Raw genomic sequence first — 25573 nt, forward strand, 5'->3', positions numbered from 1 at the left:
ATGTAGGCTATAACAATTGACAAAATCGCTAAAATTATGATATTATTTATATATATTTGAAAAAAGAGGTTGTATTTAATGAAAACAAAAGCTCTAAAAATAGGTTATGCATCTATCGCTGCAGCATTATTAATTACATCTGTTCCGTTTGTTCAGCCATCTAAAACAAAAGCCTATACATATAGGACAGACTATACTATATACGGCGATGTTAACGGCGATAAAGTAATTGACTCATACGACTTAATTGCACTTAATAAAAAAATCATCAATGGTAATTATACTAAAATATGTGATCTTAATTGTGACGAAAAAATAAATGCTGATGATGCAACGTTGCTCAAAAGATATATACTTGGTGACAGAACTGTATTTGATGCATATTATAATGAGGATACAGACGGAGATGGACTCAGTGATTTTTCTGAAATAATCGAAATTGGTACAGATCCTGATTCTACTGACACCGATAATGACGGTTTATCAGACTATCAAGAATTAAATAAAACTAAAACTTCACCATTTGATAAATACTCAAATGGAACAAATACTTCAGACGGTGAATTTGATTCTGACGGTGATGGCCTTTCCAATACTGAAGAAGAAAAGCTGAAAACTGATCCATTAAACGAAGATACCGATTATGACGGTATATCAGATATAGATGAAGTAATTACATATAATACTGACCCTATAAATTATGACTCTGATTCAGATACGATTTCAGATGGTGATGAAGTATTGCTTAAACTGGATCCATTAAAAATTTCTTCTGATGGACAGACAAAAGATGGAGATATTATAAAAGAACAGGAAGTTTCAGCAGATAGTTCAGCTTTAACCGATTTTAATAAAAAAGAAGCTTCATATGATATTAGCGTAACTGTTGAAGCTGCAGGATATGCGGAGAATAACGTAATAGTTGATGATAGTTCTTATTGTGATGTTATAGATAACAGTTTTCTTGCGTGTGAACCTATTGACATTTCTTATAATAAAAATTTAAGGGTTAATTCTGCTACCATTAATTATACGCTTAATGACAATTTGCTTGGGAATAATAATATCGAAGATTATATGCTTTTTAAGTATTATTCTGATGAGCAGTATCTTCTTCCTTTAAAAACGTATTATAACGGCAAAACAATATATACCAAAGATAACGAATTAGGAACATATTGTGTATGTGACATAAACAAATATATAAAAAGAATGAACGAAAGCAATGTTGTTAAGTCTGACAAATCAGCAGACTGTCAGGTGATTTTTGCAGTGGATTTATCATCAAGTTCAATATCTTCTTTAGACGAAACGTGTTATAGTATTATTTCAATATGTGATATATTATTTTCCATTACAAAACAAACATCTGTATACATTTATGGCTATTATTGGGATACAAATGATGTTCCAAGAGCCCAGAGGATAGGAACATCAGCAATGCGGGATATAGAACAAGTTTATACTGCATTAGCTAATCTTGAAATTCCTAATGCAAAATCTATGAATCCTATTGACGGCGGTATTGATGTTATTTATAATCGAATCGTAAACGAACATATTTTTAATGATAATACTCCTCATAGATATGCATTTGTTATTTCAAATTCTGATTATTCTTTAACAGATAGAATACAGTATAAAGTTGCTATTCCAAAGCCTACAGTTGAGAATTTAGAAGAATTAAAAGATGAGAATATTGATTTAAGTATTATTCTTTCAAGAGAAAACTTCAAATATAAAACAGCTGTTGATAATTTGAAAACTGCTTGTAAGAAATTTGATTTTAATGTCTATTCAAGAACTTCTTCTAAGTTGTTTATAAGTTGTGCATGTGAAAAAATATACAACGATTTCCTGGGTAGTCAAAGAATAAGTTATTCCGGCTCAATGATTCCAGCAGCGGAAAAAGATAAAATTAACTATTATGATTTTATTAGAAGTCTTCCAAAATCATATGATTTTTCTAAAGTTCCTTATCCTGATTCAAATGGAATGATAAAAACAAGTGAAGCCTTGGCTATGTTAGGAGCTACAACGATTAATTCCAACGGATTAACATCTTTGCCTAGTTTATATTCAGTTTGTGAGCGAAAGGATATCACTGCTGATGGATTAGATCAATTATGTGAGAAGATAAGTGATATATTAATTTCGAATGTGATTTATGTTTGGAGTAGTATTCCATTGAGTCCATTAACTACTGATTATATTGGTAGTAGTGTAGATGATACAAGTTTAGAGTTTAAATCTTTCTCATCAGAATATTGTTATCCTCCTACAAATTATCATGCCATAAAACCAGTGAATAAAAGCGTTCAAGAGGAGAGAGTAAATGGAGAAACTAAAAATGGAAAATGGGTTCCATGGTATTAATGATTCATTTATTCATCAAGCTTCTTCATTTATAAAGGCGTATAAATGGAATAAATCATTATATCTGCCTTTATTATGTTTAGTTTTTTTTGAAGGAAAATGCGCCACTTTCGGCACTTGTTTGGCACTTATTTGTACTAAAAATCGCCTGAAATTGCTTGAAGTTACTATAAATGAAGCTTCAAAAATCCACGATTTACAGCCATTTCCGCATTTTACTAAAAGTTGCTGAAAGGCTCGGGATTTTTTCGAATCTCCTATGCTCCACCAACGAAAAAAGCCTATGTTTAGCCAAAAACATAGGCTTTATTTTTAGATCATTATGCTGCAAGCGGCAGAAAACACAATATTTCCGTTAAGATTTCCGTTACGTGTATCAAGAAACGCATATTGTAACGGCAAATGCTGAAGCAATCACATAATAAAAAATAAGGCTCTCCGTGACGGAGAGCCTCAATTCATTAGTCTGCATTATCCTTGCGCTTTTCTAGCTTGAGTTTATCCTCAAGGGCGTTTGATGCGATCTCGTCCGCGGACTGGATAGCGTGAATATATATCTTACTTGTCGTGAGGAAGTCGCTGTGACCCGCGTAGTCCTGTACCTGCTTTACCGAGAACGCGGTATTATTGGCGAGGAGACTGATACAGGAGTGCCTGAGTTCGTGGAATCTTATGTGCGGAAGCTCGTTTTCGTCGAGGAGTTTTATGAAGTAATGTGTTATACTGTCCGGCGTTATTAACGCACCTACCGGATTAACGCAAAGGAAATCACGATATTCATTCGTCTCCCTTAACAAATCGCTATAAATAGGCGTTTCTCTAACAAAGAGGAACGCTTGTTTATGTAACCAAACAGAAAAGTGTCCTTATTTTGCCCTTATAAGGACAAAAAGTCCTTGCTGAATGTAACGGAATGATCACTGTTGATGCAAGACATTTTGAGGTCTATAGTTTTAGCAGTATCTCTTAATTGAATAGGGGAGAATCTTTGCAAATATTCATCAATATTCTGGGGAGATATAAAGCCCCCCCGTCATGTCCAGTAATATCACGATCAATACAATTGCATGGATTATAGTTAGGATAAATCAAATTGGCGTAGTCGCAGATTTTTGGCTTTTTATCAATACTTTTTGGATATTTGCCTTATATACATAAAATAGTCACAGGTTCGTTTCTGATTCCTGTGACTATTTTACTTTTTCTTAGCTTAATGACATTACGCAAATGCGGGGGCTATGACGATTATAAATCAATATGAAAACACATTCTCAAAGCTCAGAGAATCAATACTTTCCCGATTTGAGCAGCTCTTTTACCTGATCGGGACTGTACTCAGCTAATAATGTACCCATAGATGATGTATTGGCATCACGGTAGAAGCGTACCTTTACAACCTGATCAAGCTGATCTGATACCCATGTACTTCTTTTCAGTGTATATCCATAACCGCACTTCAGCATTGCATCAAGCTGCTGGTTTTTGCTGCTGGAAGTCCAGCCCGGTGCAGAAATACCTGTGTTTTTATTTCCGAGGCAGATGTTGAGTACATTTCCGTCTAACTTAGCAGCAAAGAATTTATTATTCAGGAAATCCTTCTTTGTATTTCCCTCCAGAAGGGTTATATGATATGGAGAAGAGCCAGTGATAATGCAGGTGTAGAAGTTTCTGTGATCAACAGTCTTGTCCAGATCCAAAGTCACGCTTCTTGCAAACATTTTAGTCTCCAGTGTTTTGATCCCGCCGCAGACGTAGTTGATATTTACATTGTTTAAAATGTTGAAGCTTCTCTTTCCCGGCGCGTATCCGAATGAAACATACCTGTCATAGTAAGGATTTTCAGCACGGAATCTTATCCTTGTACGGAAACCGATGCCATCGGGATTTCTTTCAAGGACAGGAGTATCAAAGGAAGCTGAGCCGTCGTTACTACTGAGGTACATACCTGCTATGTAGTAATTCTTCAGGTATATATCGCCTGTGATGTACATCTTTGTGCTGTCAAGCTTATAGGTACCCATAGAGAAATTTTTAAGCACATTGTCTTTTATAGATTGCTCATTGATCATTTTGAGACAATAGTCATATAAAGGATCAAATCCATCTTTTTCATTTTCATCTTCCTCAATAATATCATCCCATGAAAGGTAAGGATCAGTTTCTTCATCTTCCACAAAAATATCATCCCATGAGTTGTTATGATATTCAAGCATTATTCCGCACTTAGCCTTTTTGAAATATAACTTATCCACATATTTCTTTGTATCTGCTATTGCAGGGGATATTGCTGCACTCTTTGAAAGAAGACCGAGAACATGGTTGGCACCGGTGTTGGCATAACCGTCCACATTCGGCAGAGACAGCGGGATAGTCGTTTGTGTGTCAAAGAAATCCTTTGTAAGTACAGGCATTTTCTCCTGATAATATCCCTCTTTCCACGCATATCCCGATGAACCGTTTGATGGACCGTTTGGTGTATCTTTTCTGGTGTCATAATCGAAATGATAGGTATTGTCATTCTTATAGTAGTCGCTGTAATTTGTTTCATCGACTTTATAAGCAAATGCGGTCATGCCTGAAGATAACGGTATCATTGCGGCAGCTGATAAAGCTGCGATAGCTTTTGTAATTTTTTTCATAGTGATTCCCTCCATGTTTTTTTTCAGTTTTATTGATAGTTTGTTTGCTCGTTTGTAACGTCGACGTTGTACTTTTTCAGTGCAACTTTATATTAGCACATTGAAAATCTGAAATCAACACTTTTCGACAGAAGGTCGTTTTTTCAGGACGAAATGCACATATACGCGACGAAATGCACATATACGCGACGAAATGCTGACCGCGTTCCTCACAAAAAGAAAAAAGGAAGACGTAAAGGGATGGATACGTCCCGACGGAGATCCCGGTTCCATAGCTGAGAAAGCACTGACTAATATGGTATTCGAGAAGGCAGTGGAGTACTTATATTCCCACCTGCATTAAATATGTAAGCTCTATTTTATGCTCCATAGATCTCATGCTGTTTCGTGTAAATTCCCATTGTTGTTCCGGACACATCATATGCAGTCAAGTGTACTACATAGTATTCATCCTTAACAAGATGACGGATCCTAACCATCATCATTGACAAAACAGCGCTTAACTGGTATAATTAAAATGGTAAAATATACGGTCAAGGAAAAGATTAAGATCAAAATATTTACATAAAATTCAGGAGGTGCTGTATATGAAACACAAACGACTATCTGCAATTCTCTCAGCCGTGTTGATGCTTCCTGCGATGCTGCAATTCTCAATGCCGGCATCAGCAGCAAAGGTCAAGACGCTGGGAGACGTCAACGCCGACGGTACCGTGAATATATCGGACGGTGTGGCGCTCTCTCGCTATGTCGCTAAATGGGACGGTATCACGATCGACAAGGACGCTGCCGACCTCAATCAGGACGGCGAGATCAAAAAAGAGGACGTCACGATCCTCTTGCGCTATCTCGTAGGCTGGGACGGCTACGACAAGTACATCAAGCCCATATCCCTTGCCGAGGAGGACCCTCTGCGCATTGACGCACAACCGGAGCCGTTTTCGATCGACTACGGCGAGGACGCAAAGCTTTCCGTCAAGGCGGCAGGCGGCACAGCTCCCTACACCTACCAGTGGTCGTACAACGGTGAGGACATCTCAGGGGCGACAAAGGCGGAATATGTCCCCGAAAAGGGCGGCAACTACCGCTGTATTATCACCGATGATGACGGTGCTGTCATCAACTCACAAACGGCAAAATGCTCGATCCACCCGATCATCAAGACGCAGCCGGTCGACGGCGCCGACACCTTCCATGTGGAAGTAGCGGGCGGTACAAATCTCACTTATCACTGGGAGAAAGAAGTGCTTGGCGAATGGCGCGTTCAGCGCGAGAGCTACGGTGCGGGCTACGGCGCAACGAGCGTCGGAAAGTACCGCTGTGTCATTACCGATTTTGACGGCTATGAGCTGACCTCCAATGTGGTGCGCTGGTACGGCAAGGGTGAGCTGACGGTCAGCGATATTTACCTTGACCCGGACGAGGACGCAAACTACGGACTGACGATCGACTTTACTCACCATAAAGTGGAACATATGCGATATCCTGTCGGTTACTATACAGACTGGGCAGATCAAGGCATAATAGTCCCGATAAACTTTGTTCGTTATACACAGGAAGAACTTGAGGCAGGCGTTCAGATTCCGGGTGATGTCTATATGATTTCGTATTATGATTACAATACGCCTGTCTGCGCGCCCTATGCTGCAAGCGGACTTTACGGCGACTACCTTGACCTCTATGTGGATGCAACCGGTGAAGGACCGCTGTTCTTTGACTGGCAGCTTTCTCCGACCTTCGATCAGGCACTTGCCGGCAAGGGCTTTGTGTCGATTTCGGAGAAATCCGGCGCTCTCGGTCTCGGTACGGAGCATCTCCGCTTCCCGATGAAGGAGAATGAGGATATTGTCCACTGCTACGGTTATGTGCGCTGTATCGTCACCGACCGGAACGGAAATTCAAAAACTGCTGTCTTTGGCAACCCTTGGGATTTCAGTCATGAAATGTTTATGTCGGAATCGAGATTAACAATCGGCGGCGGTGGACCGGCTGGCGGACATGTATCTAGAGGTAAAGTGGGCGGTATCACAAACTATGCGTATTACTGGTATCGCGATGGTGCGAAGGAACTGGCGCTCTGGGGCTGCAAAGCACCGACTTTTAAGGAGCTGCCGGAAGAACCGGTCAGCGGTGCCGAACTGCCGCTGAATCCGCTCGCAGATGTTCCGACTGCTCCGGTCGTCGATGCAAATTATACGGGGGAGATCGTTGGCGACAGAGATATAATGTGGGAGTGCGGCTATCTGAAGCTTGATGCGGAGAGCAAACCGTCCGGATTTGCTGAAGTCAAGACGATCTTGCCCTATACTGCTCCGTCTGTTGAAGAATACAACAATACACGTGCCTATCAACAATACCCCGGATACCGTTGGAAGGAGCTGGAAGATGCAGACGGCACCGCAACCAACTGCAGTATGTATCCACGCGACTACGCCGGCAGCGACCCCTATGAAATCTGCCAAAAGGACGGAACTTATCTGCCCGCAGTGTCCCTGAATCTCTATCTGTACAATATGCACGAGCCCTCCTGTCAGTTGCCGCACGATAAGCGTAATTGGTTTGGATCAGAGGGTGGTCTTGCATACCGAGGTGCGAAAGAAGGTGGGCAAAGCACCTCATATCTGTATTATGGCGCTCGTCCCTATTGGTGGGGTGAATTCTGTGAGCCATTATATGAGCCGTGGTATACCGAAAAGGTGCGTTACCTCTATGCCTATGCGGATCACCCGGTCACGGTCAGAAACCCCGAAAGCTTCATGGTCATTATTGACGATATAGACCTCGAACAGGCTGAGAACGGCGACCCGAACAACATTGTGACCTACAACAAAAATCGTGGTTTATTCAAGGATCTCTCCGCAGAAGAGATTCATGCAATGCTGCCTATCAAACTCGAAGGCGGTGATGTCTGCGAATGGACGCGCTGTTATAATTGGGACGGCTTGTTTGATAGGCTATTCTCAAGAACCGGAGGTCATATTTACTGCGTACGCGAATATGCGGACGGCAAAAAGGAGTATTACCACAGCACGCCGCTCGACATCGGCTGTACGGTCACGCTGAACGGCATGGGTACCTACAAAGCCAGCGCTTCCGATGGCGCGGACCCGATCGCACAGATCCTCGATCTGGACGATTTCTCCCTTGAAGACGCCAAAAAAGCGCTGCCCTATAAGCTCAGAACCGGCATGGATTCATACAGCGCACTCATCGCCGCCGAAAAGCTGAAAAAGCTCGGCCTTGAGGTCGATGTGTCATTAGACGGCGCTGAGAAAGTAAAGACATGGACGGTGATCCTCGAAAGCTATGACACCGAGCGTGAGCTTGATTCCGTCAAGGCGCTGAGGACGGCATTGGAGGATTGCGGCGAACCCGTGCCCTCTCTCGCAGAAGCGAAGACGATGCTCAATTCCGCTCCGTCAGTCATCAAGGAAGGGCTCACAAAAGCGCAGGCTATCAGTCTGACCGACGCGCTGAATACCGCACTTGCTTCATCGGGTATTAAAGTCATTTATAAGTGAGGCGAACTATGAGAATACAAAGAATTACAGCCCTTTTCACGGCAGCAGCACTTGTGTTCTGCTGCCTGCCGCAGCGGGTCCACGCGGCAGCGGCGCTCGATTTTGAGATCGGGCGCGCCACCGCCGAAGCAAAAGCCGGTGAAACGGTCAAGGTGCCTGTCACCGCTAAAACAAATCCCGGCTACGGCTCGGGTGTCATCAATGTAAACTGGGACAGTGATGCGCTGACGCTCACAAATGTGGAGTTCAGTGCTGAACGCGCTCCCGACAACGGCTCTGCGGAGATCGTCAGCGACGGCAGTTATTGCCTGTCCTTCGGCGATGACTACGCGACGGAGAATTTCATCGGCACCGGTACTTTCTTCACGCTGACTTTTGAAGTCGCTGCAAGCGCAGGCGCAGGTGATTATATGATCTTCCTCGATCAGGCAGATGTTATCGATAAGGACATCAAGCGTATCGATGTAACTCAGACAGCAGGTGTTGTCTCACTCACCGGCGACGCGGTAAATCCTGCAGCACTGACTATGGAAATCGGCAGCGCAGAAGCAGCACTCGGCGAGGATACTGAAGTCAGTGTACCTGTCAAGGCGGTTCAGAATCCGGGGTATATCGTTGGCTTTGCTGATCTGACATGGGATCCCGAAGTACTGACGCTCTCGAAGATCGTGTATGCCGACAAAGTACCAAATGCCGGTTCTGCGGCGATCAATAACAGCGGCTGGTATCGTATTGCATTCGGAAATTTTACCGCAGCGAAGAATTATGCTGAGACCGGCGACATGTTCACACTGGTATTTACGGTGAATGAAAGTGCTGCAGCAGGAGTATATGAGATCATGCTTGGCAACCTGCAGGTAGAAAACTTTGCAGAGGCATCTGTACCGGCGACTGTCAAGTCAGGTAAGATCACAATTGCCGAGCATATTGCGACTACAACATCAACGACTTCAACTACCACAACGATCACTACAAACAAGACTACCACAACATCGACCACTTCAACTACGACAACTACAAACAAGCCAACGACAACGTCGACCACTTCAACTACGACGACTACCACTACAAACAAGCCGACTACAACATCGACCACTTCAACTACGACAACGACCACTACAAACAAACCGACTACAACATCGACCACTTCAACTACGACGACTACCACTACAAACAAGACTACCACATCGACCACTTCAACTACGACAACAACCACTACAAACAAACCGACTACAACATCGACAACTTCAACTACAACAACTACCACTACAAACAAGACTACCACAACATCGACAACTTCAACTACAACAACGACCACGACAAATAAGTCAACTACAACGTCAACCACTTCAACTACGACAACGACCACTACAAACAAACCGACTACAACATCGACCACTTCAACTACAACAACTACCACTACAAACAAGACTACCACAACATCGACAACTTCAACTACAACAACCACAACTACAACTACAAACAAGCCAGCGACAACATCAACGACTACCACTACAACATCATCAACTACCACTACAACGACTACTTCCAATGACAAAACCACCACAACAACTGTTACAGACATAAATGAAACTACTTCAACAACTACATCGCCAGTAACTCAACCAGATTATACTCTCGGAGATGTGAATAATGACGGAAAGATCAATGCGGTCGACGCTTCAGATGTTCTTGCATATTATGCCCGCATATCCACTAATCAGGAAGGCGGATATACCGAGGAGCAGAAGCTTGCAGCTGATGTAACTCATGACGGATCGATAAATGCTGTAGATGCATCAAACATTCTTGCGTACTATGCGTATATATCTACTACAAAAGAAACTCCAATGTCAATGGAAGAATATATGAAAAAGAAATAACCTGCTAACTGACTGATGAAGGCTTAAACAGCTGACATCAGTCAGTTTTTTTATAAATAAAAAGAAGCGAATCGGGGCATTATGCCCCGAAAAACGTAAGCGTCAAATATAATACGGTTTTAATACAAGAAGGATCGCCGAACTCTGCCCAGCGATCCTTGATGTTAACATTGGGGTTACTGTGTCAGAAACTGCCGTTTCAGAACGGATTGCCCAGGGCATATCTCCGAATCGTCATCCGCTGCCGTTCAGAGGTTGGTTACGCTGCATCTGATTAGTTGAAAGCAGCACAGAAACCGTGCACAGCGCACTGATTTCCGTCCTGCCTGATTGTGCGATTGCCGTTTGTCAACAAATGATATATAAATATATTGACATATCGTGAATCAAATGGTATAATAAGAACAATTCAACATAAAATGATGTTGAATAGGCTGACAAAAATAAAGTATTAGAGGTGGATTTATGAAAAAGTTCGTTAAAAAGCTTTCTGCCATTACAATAGCACTCACACTCGTCATCACAGGAAACGTTTTTGCATTGGGTTCAGCAAAAGACAAAACCACCACTTTGATTGCTTCAGCAGCAACGATCAACCAGAATCCGGGCTATTCGCCCCATCATTGCGGGGAACATATGATTTATGAGTTTACCGGCTGTTCCTTGTTTTGGATAAGATATGACAGAAAATGCTCTGTTTGCGGACAGGTTTACGGATATAAGCTGGTTGATATATTTGGCCGCGTGACATACTGCTGATAAAGATCCGATCAAGCACGCCGCTTTGAAAGAGATTATTTAAGAATGCACTGATTTCATAACACTGATAAGTACTCTCTGTATATATTACGGAGAGCACTTTGTTATTGAGAAAAGTAAGCGTCAACCGCATACATATGCTATCAAAAAACGTAAGTGTCAAGTATAACACGTCCAAATATAATAAGGGTAAAGTAAAAGCTGCTGCCGGATTACTTGATATAATGATAGTTGATACAGAATCCGGTGAATCATATGTAATGGTTGACAGAATTATGGATAATGTTATAGAGAAATTCTTAGATGTTGAATAGGGGGTATATCATGCAATGTAAAAGAATAATAGCAACTCTGCTATGTGCTGTGATTCCATTTGGAATAGCCATTAGTCCGGTTGGTACATCTACTGTCTTATCAGCAGAGGCAGCATCAGAAGTTAACAGCGGAACTTGCGGAAAGAATTTAACATGGAAGCTTGACAGCAGCGGTACTCTGACCGTAAGTGGTACAGGAGATATGAATGAAGATTTAGATTCAAATCCGTGCCCATGGAAGGAATACAGTGACGAGATAAAGAATGTTATTATCGGTACTGGAGTTACAAGTATAGGTATGGGTATGTTTGATAACTGCAATAACCTTACCTCATTATCGCTTCCGGATACGCTGAAGACTATTAGCGCATATTCGTTTTCGAGCTGCAAATCACTTGAATCAGTAGTCATTCCGAACGGAGTAACCAATATTGGTACGAGTGCTTTTTCGAGCTGTAAAAAGCTTAGCAATGTTACTATACCCGCATCCGTGACGAATATAAGTGCGCTAGCGTTTTCTGGGACGCCATGGTTTGAAGCTCAGAGAAGCATTGATACTCCGTTCGTAATAATAAACGGTTTGCTCATTAATGTGTTCTATAAGCTTTCGGGAGACGTTGTTATCCCATCGACCGTGAATAAAATATGCGATCAGGCAGCATGGGGCTGTTCAGAGATAACCTCGCTGACCATTCCCGAAACCGTGACCGAGATAGGTCATAATGCATTCAATGGGTGTGAGCAATTGAAATCTGTAACTATACCAAGCTCCGTGGAGAGTATCGGTATGCAGGCTTTTATCAAGTGTACTGCTCTTTCTGAGGTGTTTATCCTAAATCCTGACGCTAAAATATATGACAGAGCCAATACCTTTACCAATGAAAACGATAAGTTCAGTGGAGTAATTAAGGGATATAAAGGTTCTACGGCTGAGAAATATGCTCAGAAGTATAACTATACATTCAAAACATTAGCTCAGCTTGGAGACGTTAACTCTGATGAGTATATTAATGCTGTTGACGCTTCATCAGTTCTTGCATATTATGCTATGATCTCAACAAATCAGGATGGCGGATACGATGAGGAACAGAAGATTGCGGCAGATGTAAATCATGATGGATTAATTAATGCAGTAGATGCTTCCAATATTCTTTCGTACTACGCATATGTATCGACTACAAAAGAAACTCCTATGTCGATGGAAGAATATATGAAGAAACTCAAATAAACAAACGCCCGGCATAAGCCGGGCGTTTGTTTGTTACCCACACCTAACCGTGTTTATTGCTGTGAAACTTTATGCAGATTTCAAAGCGCAAAATATTGACATACAAGAACACAACTGATATAATATATTTTAGTATATATACTGTATATATTTTTGATATAGGAGGTAAATAATCATGAAAATCAAGAGGGTTATTTCAATTCTTGCTGCGCTTACTGTCATCACAAGTTCTGTTTTAGCTGTGCCGTTCAATGCGGCTGCTGAAACAGTTTCAGAGACAGAAGCTGCTGTGGAATACAATTTCAACAGTGCTATGTACAGCGAGACGGAAGACGGCGTTACCTATAATATCTTTAAAGGCGGATATGCAGCTGTTCATTATGTCGATAATCATGACATCGAAGAATTCACAGTTCCCGATACTATCCAAAATACTCCTGTTGTAGGTATAGAATGGGGTGCATTCAGAGACTGCAAAAATATCAAAAAGCTGAGTCTCGGCAAGAATGTAAGCGTTATTGACTGGTATGATGCGGCAGAGCAGACTATCGAGGAAATAGCTGTTACAGAGGATAACAAGTCGTTTACTGTCGTTGACGGTATACTTTACAGCAAGGATATGAAAACAGTTGTTGCTTTTCCACCATCAAACAGTGCAACAGAAGTAAAGATAGCAGATGAAGCAGAAAAAATAGGCGATTGCGCGTTTGTATGCTGTAAAAACCTTAAAAAGGTCGTTCTTAATGATAATATAAAGGAAATAGGCGCATTTGCATTCTGGGGCTGCAGCGCTCTTAGTGATATCGCACTTCCGAATGGTATAAAAGAGATAAAAGCACAGACCTTTGCAGGCTGTACTTCACTGAGCGATATTGATATACCTGAGTCTGTTGAGAGTATGAATGATGGTGCTTTCAATGATGCAGGCTGTATCAAGACCGAGGACGGCATATATTATGTTGATAACTGGGCAGTAGGCTCAGATAAGGATATTGAGCGCGGTGATATCCGTTATGGTACAGTTGGTACTATAATGGGACTTTTCACTTCAACGACAAAGCTCAAAGTAGTGACTGTGCCAAGCACTGTAAAGCATCTTAGCTCATACCTTGTTTTCGGTATCAATGTTCCGCTTGAGAGTATAACTTTCTGTAATGACGCAATACCTGACAGATGTCTTGTATGCTTTGGTTTAAAGGAAGTAAATATAATCGACCCTGATTGCAGGATAGCAGACAGTGCAACATCTATCCCATCATACTGGAAAGAGGTAAAAGAATCAGAGCCTGAAGCGGTAAAAGAGACAGAATATGTCTTAAAGCACTCAAAAGTGACTTCTTCAAGTACAGGTTCTCACACCAGTACAAAGGTAATAAATACAAAGCTGTTTGAGATAGATGAAGAAGGCAATATCCTTCCTGTAGAAGGACATACAACACAGGAAGATGTTGACAATCTCAGCGAAGAAGAAAAGGAAAGAATTAAAAACAGCATAGATGCTATAAATGAAAAAACCGAAGAAATTTCCGTAAGATACAGCGCACCTATAAAAATAGGCAACCCTGCAAAATATGATACCCTTATCGTGGGTCAGGCAGGCTCAACAGCTGAGGAGTATGCGCTCAAGTACAGAAGATGCTTTGAAGCTATCCCACATCCTGTTACAGGTGTAGGTCCTGAGATAGTTGAGGATATGGAAAACGGCATTGTTTACTGGATATACAACAGTGAATTTGCTAAAGCAAGGATATCCGCAAACAGAGTTGCAGACAAAAATGCAGTGCCGAAAGAGATCACCATACCCGAGTCTGTTAATAATGTTCCTGTAAAGTCTTTAGGTGTGGTTCAGAGCAAATCTGATATAATACATATCCCTGCAACTGTCGAGGACTACATAATCTATGTAGACTCCGCTGAGGACGGTGCGGCTTATTATGATGTGGACAAGGATAACCCTTATCTTACATCAGTTGACGGCATTATATACAGCAAGGATATGACGAAGCTTATAAGGGTTCCGTCAAGATATGCAGGCAAGAAGATCGTTGTTCCCGACGGTGTGAAGACCATCGACAATTTTGCATTTTTCAGCCTTGATAATGTTGAGAGTATCGAGCTTCCCGACAGTGTTGAGGTCATCGGCAGATGTGCTTTCAGTGCATCAAGAAAACTGGAAACAGTAAATCTTTCCGAAAATCTTGATATTTTAAGCGATAACGCATTCTCTGAATGTACTGCTCTTAAAAATGTAACTATCCCTGAAAGCGTTAAATATGTGGGCTGTGATGCGTTCACAGGAACTTCTATAGTTAAATATGAAAATGGTCTGGGATATCTGGACGGCTGGTTCGTTGGTACTGAAAAAAGCTCAACTGCCTATTATAAAGGAGATATCGCAATAAAGGAAGGCACTGTCGGCGTTGCAAGCTTTGGTGCAACAGGCAATGTGACAATTCCGAACAGTGTAACAAAAATGAGCTGGGAAATGATCGCTGATTACAGCACAAATCTTTTAAGAGCTGACGTTTACTCTCATGTACTTGACTATGATGCTTTTAAGAACGCAGTCTACCTTAAAGATATCTATATCTATGATCCTGAATGTGAGATATGCGCAGGCGATCAGACTATTCGTGCAAAGCATTATGAATGGAGCAGTGGTCTTGTAGGACTTCAGGAGGTAAGCTATCACAAACAGTATTCGGATGCAAGAACGTATGCAAAAGAGCTTGAAGAGTATAATGGCAGAATACTGAAAGATACTGTTATCCATGGCTACAAGGGCTCTACAGCTGAGGCTTATGCTCAGATGTACGGCTTGAAGTTCGAGGTCATAGACGATGCTGAGATGTATAAAAACGGTGACCTCAACGGTGATGGACAGTTCAATGTAGGTGATCTCGTTCTCATGAACAGATATATCCTCGGTACTTATACATTCAATGAAAAGCAGTTCAAGTCCGCTGACCTTAACGGTGACGGAAACGCTGATGTTTTTGATGTTATAGAGTTCCGCATGAAAATACTCGCAGACTGATAAATATAAGCACAATATCGCTCCCCTACCCGGGGAGCGATGTCATTTATATGAACTAAGTTTAAGTTGATCCGCCGTGACCTGCATCGAGGACGATGACGGGCAGCTCATCACCCTCTCCCGAAAGTGATACGGGCAGGGCTCCCTTTTCGCTTTTTTCTGCCACACGGGACGCTCCGTACAGTGTAAACAGCGCACAGCCGCACAGTAATGCTCCGCTGACGATATTTCTGTGAACTCTTTTCATAACAGTAACTCCTTCCGCTTCTGCGATCTCAAGTCACTGAATTATATTCACTCTTTCGTCTTCATAGAAGTTGAACACATAAAAAACCGTTATACCTGCGGCAGTATCGGATAATACAGCCGTGTTTTCTTTTTACTGTAAGATAATCAGCGCCTGCTCATCTCATAATACCTTGCCTCGACAATCCTATTGATTGCATTACCCAAGGAGGTATTGAGATATAACCTGCAATAACCGTTTTCATTTGTGTTGTAATACCAGTTATTGCCGTTTGAATAATCAATGCTTTCTATTTCAAATTTAGAGTTCTTACCTATCTTGAATGAGTCCAGCAGATAACCGTCGATCTTAAGGTTACTATTCATACGGTATACCTGTATGTAATTATATTTATAATTGCTATCTGTATACAGAACTATAAGAAGGTCTTTATAATAGCATATTCCCTGAGAAACTGCAGCGCCCCTTTCAAGCTGTATATTACCGGAATTGGTAGTTTTTTTCTTACCGGACGATTCATTTCTGCCGATCTCAGCAGTAAAAATGTTTCTTTCATTTCTGAAAATAAACTTTAAATTGTTATTTCCATCAGGATTTACCAGAGTAACCGCAGAAACATTCTTATCAAGCTGATATTTTGCAGCAAGTGTAGCTTTGGTCTGAGCGCTGTTCAACTCATACTTCAGAAGTATGTTTTTATTATTCTGTCCATCAACAACAAATAAACATAATTTGCCATTGCATTTTGCAACGCAAAGATCATTTCCGTGTCCGATCAGCTGACTGTCTGACTTTGACAAGCTGATTTCACTTGTATTTCCATTCATATTCATTCTGTACAGCTTGCAATTGCTGTTATTCTTTTGGGTAACAAAATAGAATACGTTATTGTACATACCCATGCCCTGAATGCCACCGTTTTTATTGCTTATCTGTCCGATCTGACTGCCTGTTCCGATCGAGGTTATTGCACTTGCAACGATAGTGTTATCTGATTCAGGTGAGATTTTTTTTGTTACGACTGTTCCGGTTCCGAGGAGAGTAAATGCCATAGCAAAGCCTGCAATCTTTTTTACTGTGTTTTTCATTTTTTTTCAAATCCTTTTTTGTAATTTAAGATTATCTGCGTAATCTTATGGTTAAATTATACTACCACAAACTGTCTGCGTCTATTCATTTATTGCTATATATTTTATTCAATTCATAATTTGTACGATTAAGCGTTATACAGTGCATAAATGCAAAAATGCTTTGGACTGCCAAAGCCCTTAAAGTAGCGGATTCTGACCATTTATTGCTATAAAAAGACTCTCCCGTTTCGGGTAATGTCATTAAGCTAAGGGAAAGCAGTAAAGAAATCAGGAGTATGATAAAAGGAAGCGAGCATACTCCTGATGGTATAAATGCTTGACAAATAATGTAAATTCTGTTATCATGTACGCATAGGGCGATATTCGCCTTAAATTTTTGGTAAAGGAATTGATAAAAAAAGAACACAATCAAAAAGATCGCAGCAGTTGCTATGGCATTCACAATTCTCGGTTTTGGAACAGCTATTGCAAAAACTGTAAATCCAAAGTCAGTGACAACTTTGTCAGCTCATGCAGCTTGTAATCACGTAGTAGATAGTTCAGCACTCTCAAATGACAGATATAAGCCCAAATGGAAATATGAACATACAGAAAATCAGTGTGATATTTACAAAATGCCCATTAAATGCGTAAGATGCGGTAAAACGCTTTGGTATAGATATAAAGGCAAATTCTGGAGAATAAATATCGGTTATACTCCTAATAACCTTCCTTATACTTGGAAAACATATATCAAGATAAAGTATTCGACGGATAAGGAAAAAGTAAGTGAATTATAAAGCCAAAAAGAGTTTGCTATAACTGCAGGCTCTTTTCTTTTATCAAAGTGTGCTAATGAATTAACTCCAGCATCTGTTAACGCCTTTATATTACTTGCTGAGAGTCCCTACAATTCATTTTAAGGGTATGGGGCATAATTACACTCTGACTGCTAAAGGCTCATAAAATGCATTGTGGACGTTCTGAGAGCCTATAAAAAAGGAGCAGGTTGTCACGCCTGCCCTATCCATATTATACACTGCACTGTCGCCCAAAGTCAAGAATACAAATATGAACGAAGAAGTCCCCTCACGGGGACTATCCGTATCATTTTTCATATAATTATATATGTCATATTACTACTGCCATAAAAACTACAACCAAAACTACAACAACAAAAACTGTAGTTACTACCGCTTATATCCAGCCTGCTACACAATACGTTGCTAATACAAATTCTCATGTCTTCCATTATGCTTCCTGTGCATCAGTAAAGAGAATGAGCGAAAGTAATAAATGGTATTTTAATGGCTCACGGAATGAATTAATAAATGCAGGCTATACTCCCTGTCAAAAATGTAATCCTTAAAATAATCAATGATATATCCATTAAGACCGCCCATCAGGGCGGCATTCAGATATTTTACACTAAGACACATCATTACGACTTTTTCGTATAGCAAATAAAATACACGCTCCGATCAAAACACCGCTTGTATTTAGTATCACGTCATCAATATCTGTATGCCTTTCTGTACATAACAACTGGGAAAGCTCAATAAAGATAATAAAACAAATACCGGCAAACACAGTTTTTTTGATATTATCAAGCTTTCTAAAACAGATAGGCCATACTATTCCTACAGGTATAAACATTGCTATGTTCCCGATAATATTGATAAGCCATCCATCATATCTGTCAAAGAGAAAAAAGAACGGGATTAAACTTATCATGTCAGACAATGTAGTTGAAAATCCAATCGTTAGAGTACCTATTTTCCCGTCAACAAAATGTAACGGGAAGTATACAAATCTTGCAATAACTACAAGGCATATGTATACAAGAAGCATCTGAAGTTCGCGTTTTACCGAAAACTTCTTGAATCTGATCGCAATTATGAATCGCACAAGTATCCAAATGAGAGTTATAAAAATAAACATCTGTAGATAGGAAATCTCGATCATAGTCACTACCGCATCCTTTCTTTAGCAGAGAGCTGATAAATCCCGTGTTTATCATATTAACCTGCTTATTATCCATATTATACACTGCACTATCGCCCAAAGTCAAGGATACATATAGGGAGTATTGCTAATTGAGCATTTCTTTTTCACGTATTTACTTTGTAGAGGCGATATGGTATAATAGGTTACAAGAAACGAAAAAAGAGTTATATACGGGACAGAAAGAGATTATTGATAGAGACACTTACCGAAAAATCAAGAAAATGAACCGCGAGGAGCTTACAAAGTTCATTCTCCAGTACGGGGATGAGCTGCTCGGAGAACAGGGAAAAACCATTGATTTTTCTGCTCTTAAGGCAGAGCTTAGTTAAGATCAAAGGTATAGGCGGTAAACGCCTTGAGAAGATAATGGTCGTTATAGAGAAATTCTTAGATATCGAATAGGAGAAAATATATTATGGATTTTAAAAAGATAATTTCATATCTCATAGCTGTTACTCTGCCATGCAGTGCTATACCGGCATTAAATCATTCTATCAAACCATTTAATGTTGTTGCAGAAGACAATCAATCTGAAGCAACAGTTTCTTTTGATGCGGTAACCGGTACTCTTTATTTATCAGGTAATGTTAAACTTAATGAAGTGCAGAAATACAAAGGAAACGAACAAGTCAAGACCGTAATAGCAAAAGAGGGAACAATTCTCCCTGCATACTGCAGCGGATTATTCAGTGAATTCAAAGCAACTGAAATAAACCTGAAAAATGCTGACAGCAGCCAGGTAACTAATATGGACTCTATGTTTTTTAACTGCCCATCTCTGAAAAAGCTCGATATTTCCAACTTTAATACATCAAACGTCACCAGTATGTATAAAACATTTGCATGGTGCTCTGCTCTGGAATCTCTTGATGTAACAGGATTAGATACATCAAATGTTATTAAAATGAATAATATGTTCGCCGGGTGTAAAACTTTAACATCTATTGATGTATCAAAGTTCAATACATCAAAAACCACAAATATGGACGGAATGTTTTCATCCTGTTCGGCACTCAGGTCAATAGATATTAAAAACTTTGATACGTCTAATGTAACGGATATAGGAGGAATGTTCGGCAGCTGCAGTTCATTGGTTGATATTGACTTATCAGGTATCGATACTTCAAATGTTCGTTCTGCAGGAGGTATGTTTTACGGCTGCGATGCTCTGAAAAAAATTGACATGACAGGCTGCGATACGTCAAATATAGAAGATATGGGACAAATGTTCGCAAATTGTCCTGCACTGACAGATATTGATCTTTCAGGCTTTGATACTTCACGAGTTGAGGACTTTGGAAGAATGTTCATGGGATGTAAATCATTGAAGGAACTCGATCTTTCAAACTTCAATACTGACAATGCAAAACAAATGAACGCAATGTTCAGAAATTGCTCTTCTCTTACTACTATTGATCTTTCGGGCTTTAATACTTCAAATGTAACAGATATGTCTGAAATGTTTCTTGGCTGTACAGCGTTGAGATCAGTGAATGTTTCAAGTTTTGACACTTCAAAAGTCACATCCCTGGGAAATATGTTTAATAACTGTATCGCTTTGACATCTGTCGACCTTTCAAATTTTATCACATCAAATGTTAAGACAATGACAGCAATGTTTTATCAGTGTTCATCACTGACAACTCTTGACCTTTCACGCTTCGATACATCAAAAGTTAAGCTTATGCAGGATATGTGCAGAGAATGTAAATCATTAAAGACAGTAGATATCTCAAATTTCGTGAAATCAGCAGACTGCACTGCGTTCAGTATGTTCAGATCCTGTCCCGTATTAACGACTATCTATGCAAATAATGATTTTGAATACAACGAGGATGACATATATATGTTCATCGATTCAAAAAGTATTGTAGGTGGCAATGGAACCAAATATAATGACAGAATATACTATTCAGAATATGCCTGCGTAGACAGAAATGGTAAACCAGGATATTTTACTAAAAATCCGAAAGCGCCAAAACCTAATACTACTGTAACAACGACTACTACAACATCAACCACGACCACTACTTCGACATCAACTACAACTACGACTACGACATCAACTGTTATGAATACGAACACTGATACAACTCTGTCCACAACAACGACAACAGCTCCAGTAAAACCTGTAACCTATACACTTGGAGATGTGAATAATGACGGAAAGATCAATGCGATCGACGCTTCAAGTGTTCTTGCATATTATGCCCGCATATCTACAAATCAGGAAGGTGGATATACTGAGGAGCAGAAGCTTGCTACGGATGTTGATCATGATGGAAAAATAAACGCAGTTGATGCATCCAATATACTTGCGTACTATGCGTATGTATCAACTACAAAAGAAGATATCCTGTCAATGGTAGAATATATGAAAAAGAATTAAGAAAATGTCGTAATATGATGATCGCCCTTCACGGGCGGTTAAGATTAATGTCTTGAAATAGTTTTTGATATGTGCTATAGTATTGAAAGAATATGCAAATTTAGGTGTTTTGTTTGAGTAAAACGTTTCCGTTATATTTCCGTTATTGCATTAAAATTTGATATGTATTTGAAACAAACCATGGAACGACTACTATTTGAAAATGGCTAAATATCGGGACTTGTGAACTGTGAGCAACATAATGAAATTAAATCATTCTATTCTGGCAGTGTGGGGGTCAGGGGTTTTTCAAATCCCCTCGCCGACACCATAACCCGTCTCCGCCATTTCGCCATCAATTTCAAGAGAAAGTTTGCTCCTGAGAATAGGTATCATTTAAGGTAGGTCACGTTCATTTGCACGTTGATCCCGCAAACTTTTTCAAGATACCAATATAAAACAAAATCCCTAAATACCGTTATTACATGGTATTTAGGGATTTTCGCAACCTTTGCGGTTACGCATTTTTGATTGGTGGGGACGAGGGGGATTGAAAAAGTAGAAGCACTTTCAGTTATTTTTGCTAAGATGCGAAAATGGCTGTATTTCGCGGTATTTTACGATTTTGCTTTTAGCAGCTCCAAGTGGTTTTTGGCAGCGTTTGGTACAAATAAGTGGTAAACAAGTGGTTGGAATAGCTCTATTCTACGTCAAAAACTGAATAAAACTGCTCAAAATAAGTGGCCATATCCCGACGGAGCTTCCTTTGTTGATTTTGCATTAATAGCTAACTCGATATAATAATAGCTTATTCCGAAGTATACAACATTCGCCAGCAATCAATAAGCATTAATGACATCAAAATACTTACAAGCAGTATTACGTAATACCACCATTTCTTTTTTATATCGATGTTTTCTTTATTACTGAACGTACACTATTGCATTTTATTTTCCTTTGTGATATAATACCATTATATCAAAATAAAAAACATCTAATCAAATCGAAGATGTGCCCCCTCCGGAAAATCCGGCAATGATACTCCGGCGGCGATATATCACAGCCCGGGGAGTTTATCCTTTTTGCTGTCAAATGCGGTGGAACGCGCCAGGACAGAGATTTTGAGGTCGTATTTTCAATTTGAGAAAGGACAAGGTTTATGAGGAAAAAGGTCGCTGCTTTTACGACAGCTATAATTACCTGCTTCGGTACAGGAGGCAGTTTGTACGCGGGAACGCAGGAATCAGGCAGTTCTCTTATCACTGCGGCTGCTGAGTATGAACCAGCCATATCCGGCGATTATGTGAATGCTCCGTTGTTTGATGATACCAGAGTACATACTGTCAATATCATAATTACGGACGAGGAGTGGAAGAAGATCGACGAAGCCAACTCCGAGAGCAAGGAATATGCGGAATGTGATGTTGAGATCGACGGAGAGCTTTTCAAAAACGTTGCGCTGAAAGCCAAGGGACACTCTTCACTTAGCTTTGCAAGGGGCAGAAAAGACCGTACCAGCGGACGTGTCGGCCTGCGCATAAACTTCAGCAAGAATGACGAGAATACAACCTATCACGGACTTGATAAGCTGTCGCTCAACAATTTTGCGGCAGATGTTACCTGCATGAAGGACTATATCGCATATAAGATGATGAACGATATGGGCGTTAAATCACCGCTTTCCAGCTATACCGTCGTGCAGAAAAACGGTGAGGATTTTGCACTGTACCTGGCGGTGGAGGACGTTGACAAGAGCTTTGCGTTCAGAAATTACGGTGACGCAGAGGTTGACCTTTACAAGCCTGAATCAGAAGCAGCGACAAAGCAGTCTGACTTTGAAGCAGTGCTGCAGGTGTTTTCTGGCAACAAATATGCCGATCTCGACAAGACCGACCGTGTAGAGCCCTGGAACGAGATCTCTGCAAAGATGCATCCCGAGGAGCTGAAGGACGCAGCCTGCTGCCGCTGGATAGACGACAAGCCTGCTTCCTATCAGAATATATGGGATTCCGATGAACTGGAATGCACAGATGAGGACAAGGCGGTCATGATAGACTGTCTTGACAAGCTGAACAACGGTACAGAGAAGGAAAGTCTATCAGTTCTTGACACTGATCAGCTCATGAGGTACTGGGCTGTTCACAGCTTTATGAACAACTATGACAGCATCGTGGGCAAGGCACGCGCCTGGAACTTCTATCTTTGTGAGAACAACGGTGTTCTTTCCTATATACCGTGGGATTACAATGAATCCTTCGGCGGAATGGACACAAGAGTGGTCATAAGGGACGTTTTCGGAGATATTGCTCTCGACACATCGACTACCGGTCTTGACAATGTCATGCCCGCTGAAAAAGACCTTATCAATATGCCTATCGATAATCCGAACCGTGTCGGAGGAACCGAGCTGCTGCCTATGCTGCACAAATGGATAAGCAGCGAGGAATATCTGGAGCAGTATCATGAGATATGCGGGGAGCTTACAGACCTTGAGGAGCAGTATAAGGAACTGACCTCTCAGGCGGAGAGCATTATAACTCCTTATGTGAAGAAGGGGCTGACATTCTATACCGAGGAGCAGTTTGATGATGCCATGAAAAACATGGATCTGTATATGAAGTATCGTTTTGAGTCATACAGGAAACAGGTAAGCGGTGAAACTCCCTCTACATGGGAGGGACAGAAGGAACATCCTGATACGCTCATAGAGCCCGAGGGACTTGAGCTTTACAAAATGGCTTCCGCGACCAATATCATAGGCTGTCCTCAATCACAGGTGCTGAATCCCCTGATAAAAGCCTATCTCGGCAAAGACCCCGACAGGAGCGCCGGGCATTTTGCCAAGCTTATCCTTACCTATTTCAGAAACCCTGTTTCAATGTTCGACAAGGTGCCGATTCTGATACAGTATCCCTCCTGCCGTAAAGATGCGGTGAAGATCATGCACCGCAAATACGGAACTGCAAGTATGTTTACTGTACAGGGCGGACCTCCTGCCGGTGTACAGGGCGGACCTCCGGCTGAGGCAGTTCCCGAAACAGCGGCTGATGCTCAGCAAGCAATAAATCCGGATGCTGAATAAGGAGGTAAGAACAATGAATAAAAAAATAAGTATCGGCGTTGCGGCATTAATGATAGCGATCAGCGCATACGGCTGCTCGGACTCCAAAAAGAATAGCGTTCCAACTAAAGATATACCTGCTGTGACCGAGGCTGCCGAAATCACTACGGAAAACAACGTCCCTCCGCAGGAAGGCCCGCCGGAGGTGGAATTCGATCTTGACGCTGAATATGATGAATCCAAATACCTTCATTATGTGGATATGCCCGAATGCACACCCACAGCCGCAGCTGAAGCGGACTTCATTGGATTATGGCAAGCCGATGTCATGGCAAAGGACAACATCGCCTATGACAGCATCTGCGGTGTTCCTGTGTCTGCGACAGGTCATCTTGTGATAGCTGAGGAAGGCAGCGGAAACTTCGTAAACATTGACCCCATTGTCATAAGCGATGGACCTCAGGGCGGTGCTCCACAGGCTGCGGACGCAGCAGGTCAGAGCGGTTCCCGGGCTGATGAGACTGAGCTTCCTATGACATATACCTTTGAAAACGGTGCCCTGAACGCCGCTGTGACTATTCCTGTGGGACCTCCCAAGAGTGTGCAGGCAGCCGGCGGCGCAAGTGAAGCCGCCGCAGTGCAGGGGCCTCCTCCAAAGCAAATGCTGCTGCAAATGACAGATGATGGAAGGATACTTGTTCAGTCTGCGGAAGAAGACGGAACAATTACCTCTGCATACTACAAGAAGGTCGATTCCTTCGAGGAGTTTGACTGGAGCTCTGTTCATTTTGACTTTGCTTCGGCATACGAAAAATAAAGACGTCAGAAACGTACCGTTAAGTACGGCTGTATTGTTTCGGATATATATGTAATAAAACAGCTCTGAGAGTTTTGCGCTCCCGGAGCTGTTTCCTGATGTTCCGTAGAAACACGGATATAACATATTTTGCTCATATTATTGTATCCTTTCTGATGTAAAAATATTTTTCTTTCTGTTGATATGTGATTGACTTATTGGCGGTGATAATGTATAATTACTGATAGTGGTGGGCAGAAACCTGAT

Annotated in this window: 17 protein-coding genes; 12 read left to right on the forward strand and 5 right to left on the reverse strand. The window is 41.1% G+C overall.

The window, feature by feature from the left end; all coding sequences use genetic code 11:
- Positions 1-78: 78 nt before the first annotated feature.
- The gene (locus tag DSZ37_RS03200; protein WP_109725529.1) at positions 79-2376 is read left to right on the forward strand and encodes a dockerin type I repeat-containing protein; all 2298 of its coding nucleotides are present in this window, start codon (positions 79-81) and stop codon (positions 2374-2376) included.
- Complete coding sequence (locus DSZ37_RS03205) at positions 2336-2608, forward strand: hypothetical protein (RefSeq protein WP_109725530.1); 273 nt, start codon at positions 2336-2338, stop codon at positions 2606-2608. The genes DSZ37_RS03200 and DSZ37_RS03205 overlap by 41 nt, the downstream gene beginning before the upstream one ends.
- Positions 2609-2837: 229 nt before the next feature.
- On the opposite strand, the gene DSZ37_RS18200 is transcribed toward DSZ37_RS03205, so the two are convergent.
- Together DSZ37_RS18200 and DSZ37_RS03215 are read right to left on the reverse strand one after the other, a co-directional pair.
- Positions 2838-3173, reverse strand: a complete 336-nt coding sequence (locus tag DSZ37_RS18200) for a tyrosine-type recombinase/integrase (protein ID WP_181380218.1) — start codon at positions 3171-3173, stop codon at positions 2838-2840.
- Positions 3174-3662: 489 nt separating this feature from the next.
- Positions 3663-5015, reverse strand: a complete 1353-nt coding sequence (locus DSZ37_RS03215) for a hypothetical protein (protein ID WP_109725532.1) — start codon at positions 5013-5015, stop codon at positions 3663-3665.
- Positions 5016-5602: 587 nt separating this feature from the next.
- Between DSZ37_RS03215 and DSZ37_RS03220 the strand changes: the two genes are divergently transcribed.
- The 5 genes from DSZ37_RS03220 to DSZ37_RS03255 all read left to right on the forward strand — a co-directional run bounded on the left by DSZ37_RS03220 (position 5603) and on the right by DSZ37_RS03255 (position 15757).
- On the forward strand, positions 5603-8536 hold the full coding sequence (locus DSZ37_RS03220; RefSeq protein WP_109725533.1) for a dockerin type I domain-containing protein: 2934 nt from the start codon (positions 5603-5605) through the stop codon (positions 8534-8536).
- A gap of 8 nt (positions 8537-8544) precedes the next feature.
- Positions 8545-10419 (forward strand): cohesin domain-containing protein, encoded by a 1875-nt coding sequence (locus DSZ37_RS17575; RefSeq protein ID WP_181380219.1) that lies wholly within the window; start codon positions 8545-8547, stop codon positions 10417-10419.
- Between the two features lie 465 nt (positions 10420-10884).
- Positions 10885-11178 (forward strand): hypothetical protein, encoded by a 294-nt coding sequence (locus tag DSZ37_RS03240; RefSeq protein ID WP_109725534.1) that lies wholly within the window; start codon positions 10885-10887, stop codon positions 11176-11178.
- Positions 11179-11502: 324 nt separating this feature from the next.
- Entirely contained in the window at positions 11503-12720 is a 1218-nt protein-coding gene (locus tag DSZ37_RS03250) for a leucine-rich repeat protein (protein WP_181380220.1), read from the forward strand.
- A gap of 175 nt (positions 12721-12895) precedes the next feature.
- Positions 12896-15757: a leucine-rich repeat protein gene (locus DSZ37_RS03255; protein WP_109725536.1), complete on the forward strand. Its 2862-nt coding sequence runs from the start codon at positions 12896-12898 to the stop codon at positions 15755-15757.
- A gap of 61 nt (positions 15758-15818) precedes the next feature.
- On the opposite strand, the gene DSZ37_RS03260 is transcribed toward DSZ37_RS03255, so the two are convergent.
- A complete protein-coding gene (locus DSZ37_RS03260; RefSeq protein WP_181380221.1) occupies positions 15819-16004 on the reverse strand; it encodes a hypothetical protein in 186 nt (61 codons plus the stop codon).
- 146 nt (positions 16005-16150) lie between these two features.
- The gene (locus DSZ37_RS03265) at positions 16151-17092 is read right to left on the reverse strand and encodes a hypothetical protein (protein WP_109725537.1); all 942 of its coding nucleotides are present in this window, start codon (positions 17090-17092) and stop codon (positions 16151-16153) included.
- A 434-nt stretch (positions 17093-17526) separates the two neighbouring features.
- Between DSZ37_RS03265 and DSZ37_RS17475 the strand changes: the two genes are divergently transcribed.
- A complete protein-coding gene (locus DSZ37_RS17475) occupies positions 17527-17874 on the forward strand; it encodes a hypothetical protein (RefSeq protein WP_146198150.1) in 348 nt (115 codons plus the stop codon).
- A gap of 628 nt (positions 17875-18502) precedes the next feature.
- On the opposite strand, the gene DSZ37_RS03270 is transcribed toward DSZ37_RS17475, so the two are convergent.
- The gene (locus DSZ37_RS03270; RefSeq protein ID WP_109725538.1) at positions 18503-19039 is read right to left on the reverse strand and encodes a VanZ family protein; all 537 of its coding nucleotides are present in this window, start codon (positions 19037-19039) and stop codon (positions 18503-18505) included.
- 131 nt (positions 19040-19170) lie between these two features.
- On the opposite strand from DSZ37_RS03270, the gene DSZ37_RS17925 reads away from it, so the two are divergent.
- The 4 genes from DSZ37_RS17925 to DSZ37_RS03290 all read left to right on the forward strand — a co-directional run bounded on the left by DSZ37_RS17925 (position 19171) and on the right by DSZ37_RS03290 (position 25327).
- Complete coding sequence (locus DSZ37_RS17925) at positions 19171-19410, forward strand: hypothetical protein (protein ID WP_242978553.1); 240 nt, start codon at positions 19171-19173, stop codon at positions 19408-19410.
- Positions 19411-19496: 86 nt separating this feature from the next.
- Positions 19497-21470, forward strand: a complete 1974-nt coding sequence (locus DSZ37_RS03280; protein ID WP_109725539.1) for a BspA family leucine-rich repeat surface protein — start codon at positions 19497-19499, stop codon at positions 21468-21470.
- Between the two features lie 1138 nt (positions 21471-22608).
- A complete protein-coding gene (locus DSZ37_RS03285; RefSeq protein ID WP_109725540.1) occupies positions 22609-24531 on the forward strand; it encodes a CotH kinase family protein in 1923 nt (640 codons plus the stop codon).
- 13 nt (positions 24532-24544) lie between these two features.
- Positions 24545-25327, forward strand: a complete 783-nt coding sequence (locus DSZ37_RS03290; protein WP_109725541.1) for a hypothetical protein — start codon at positions 24545-24547, stop codon at positions 25325-25327.
- Positions 25328-25573: the final 246 nt, after the last annotated feature.

It is taken from the genome of Ruminococcus flavefaciens, from assembly GCF_900116855.1.
GTDB lineage: Bacteria > Bacillota > Clostridia > Oscillospirales > Ruminococcaceae > Ruminococcus > Ruminococcus flavefaciens_R.

What these genes read in the sequence shown, in the direction of transcription:
- DSZ37_RS03215 (WP_109725532.1), bottom strand. Translation starts at nt 5,015, where the DNA reads ATGAAAAAAATTACAAAAGCTATCGCAGCTTTATCAGCTGCCGCAATG.
- DSZ37_RS03250 (WP_181380220.1), top strand. Translation starts at nt 11,503, where the DNA reads ATGCAATGTAAAAGAATAATAGCAACTCTGCTATGTGCTGTGATTCCA.
- DSZ37_RS03285 (WP_109725540.1), top strand. Translation starts at nt 22,609, where the DNA reads ATGAGGAAAAAGGTCGCTGCTTTTACGACAGCTATAATTACCTGCTTC.
- DSZ37_RS03265 (WP_109725537.1), bottom strand. Translation starts at nt 17,092, where the DNA reads ATGAAAAACACAGTAAAAAAGATTGCAGGCTTTGCTATGGCATTTACT.
- DSZ37_RS03255 (WP_109725536.1), top strand. Translation starts at nt 12,896, where the DNA reads ATGAAAATCAAGAGGGTTATTTCAATTCTTGCTGCGCTTACTGTCATC.
- DSZ37_RS03200 (WP_109725529.1), top strand. Translation starts at nt 79, where the DNA reads ATGAAAACAAAAGCTCTAAAAATAGGTTATGCATCTATCGCTGCAGCA.
- DSZ37_RS03260 (WP_181380221.1), bottom strand. Translation starts at nt 16,004, where the DNA reads ATGAAAAGAGTTCACAGAAATATCGTCAGCGGAGCATTACTGTGCGGC.
- DSZ37_RS03240 (WP_109725534.1), top strand. Translation starts at nt 10,885, where the DNA reads ATGAAAAAGTTCGTTAAAAAGCTTTCTGCCATTACAATAGCACTCACA.
- DSZ37_RS03220 (WP_109725533.1), top strand. Translation starts at nt 5,603, where the DNA reads ATGAAACACAAACGACTATCTGCAATTCTCTCAGCCGTGTTGATGCTT.
- DSZ37_RS17575 (WP_181380219.1), top strand. Translation starts at nt 8,545, where the DNA reads ATGAGAATACAAAGAATTACAGCCCTTTTCACGGCAGCAGCACTTGTG.
- DSZ37_RS03205 (WP_109725530.1), top strand. Translation starts at nt 2,336, where the DNA reads ATGGAGAAACTAAAAATGGAAAATGGGTTCCATGGTATTAATGATTCA.
- DSZ37_RS03290 (WP_109725541.1), top strand. Translation starts at nt 24,545, where the DNA reads ATGAATAAAAAAATAAGTATCGGCGTTGCGGCATTAATGATAGCGATC.
- DSZ37_RS03270 (WP_109725538.1), bottom strand. Translation starts at nt 19,039, where the DNA reads ATGATCGAGATTTCCTATCTACAGATGTTTATTTTTATAACTCTCATT.
- DSZ37_RS03280 (WP_109725539.1), top strand. Translation starts at nt 19,497, where the DNA reads ATGGATTTTAAAAAGATAATTTCATATCTCATAGCTGTTACTCTGCCA.
- DSZ37_RS17475 (WP_146198150.1), top strand. Translation starts at nt 17,527, where the DNA reads ATGGCATTCACAATTCTCGGTTTTGGAACAGCTATTGCAAAAACTGTA.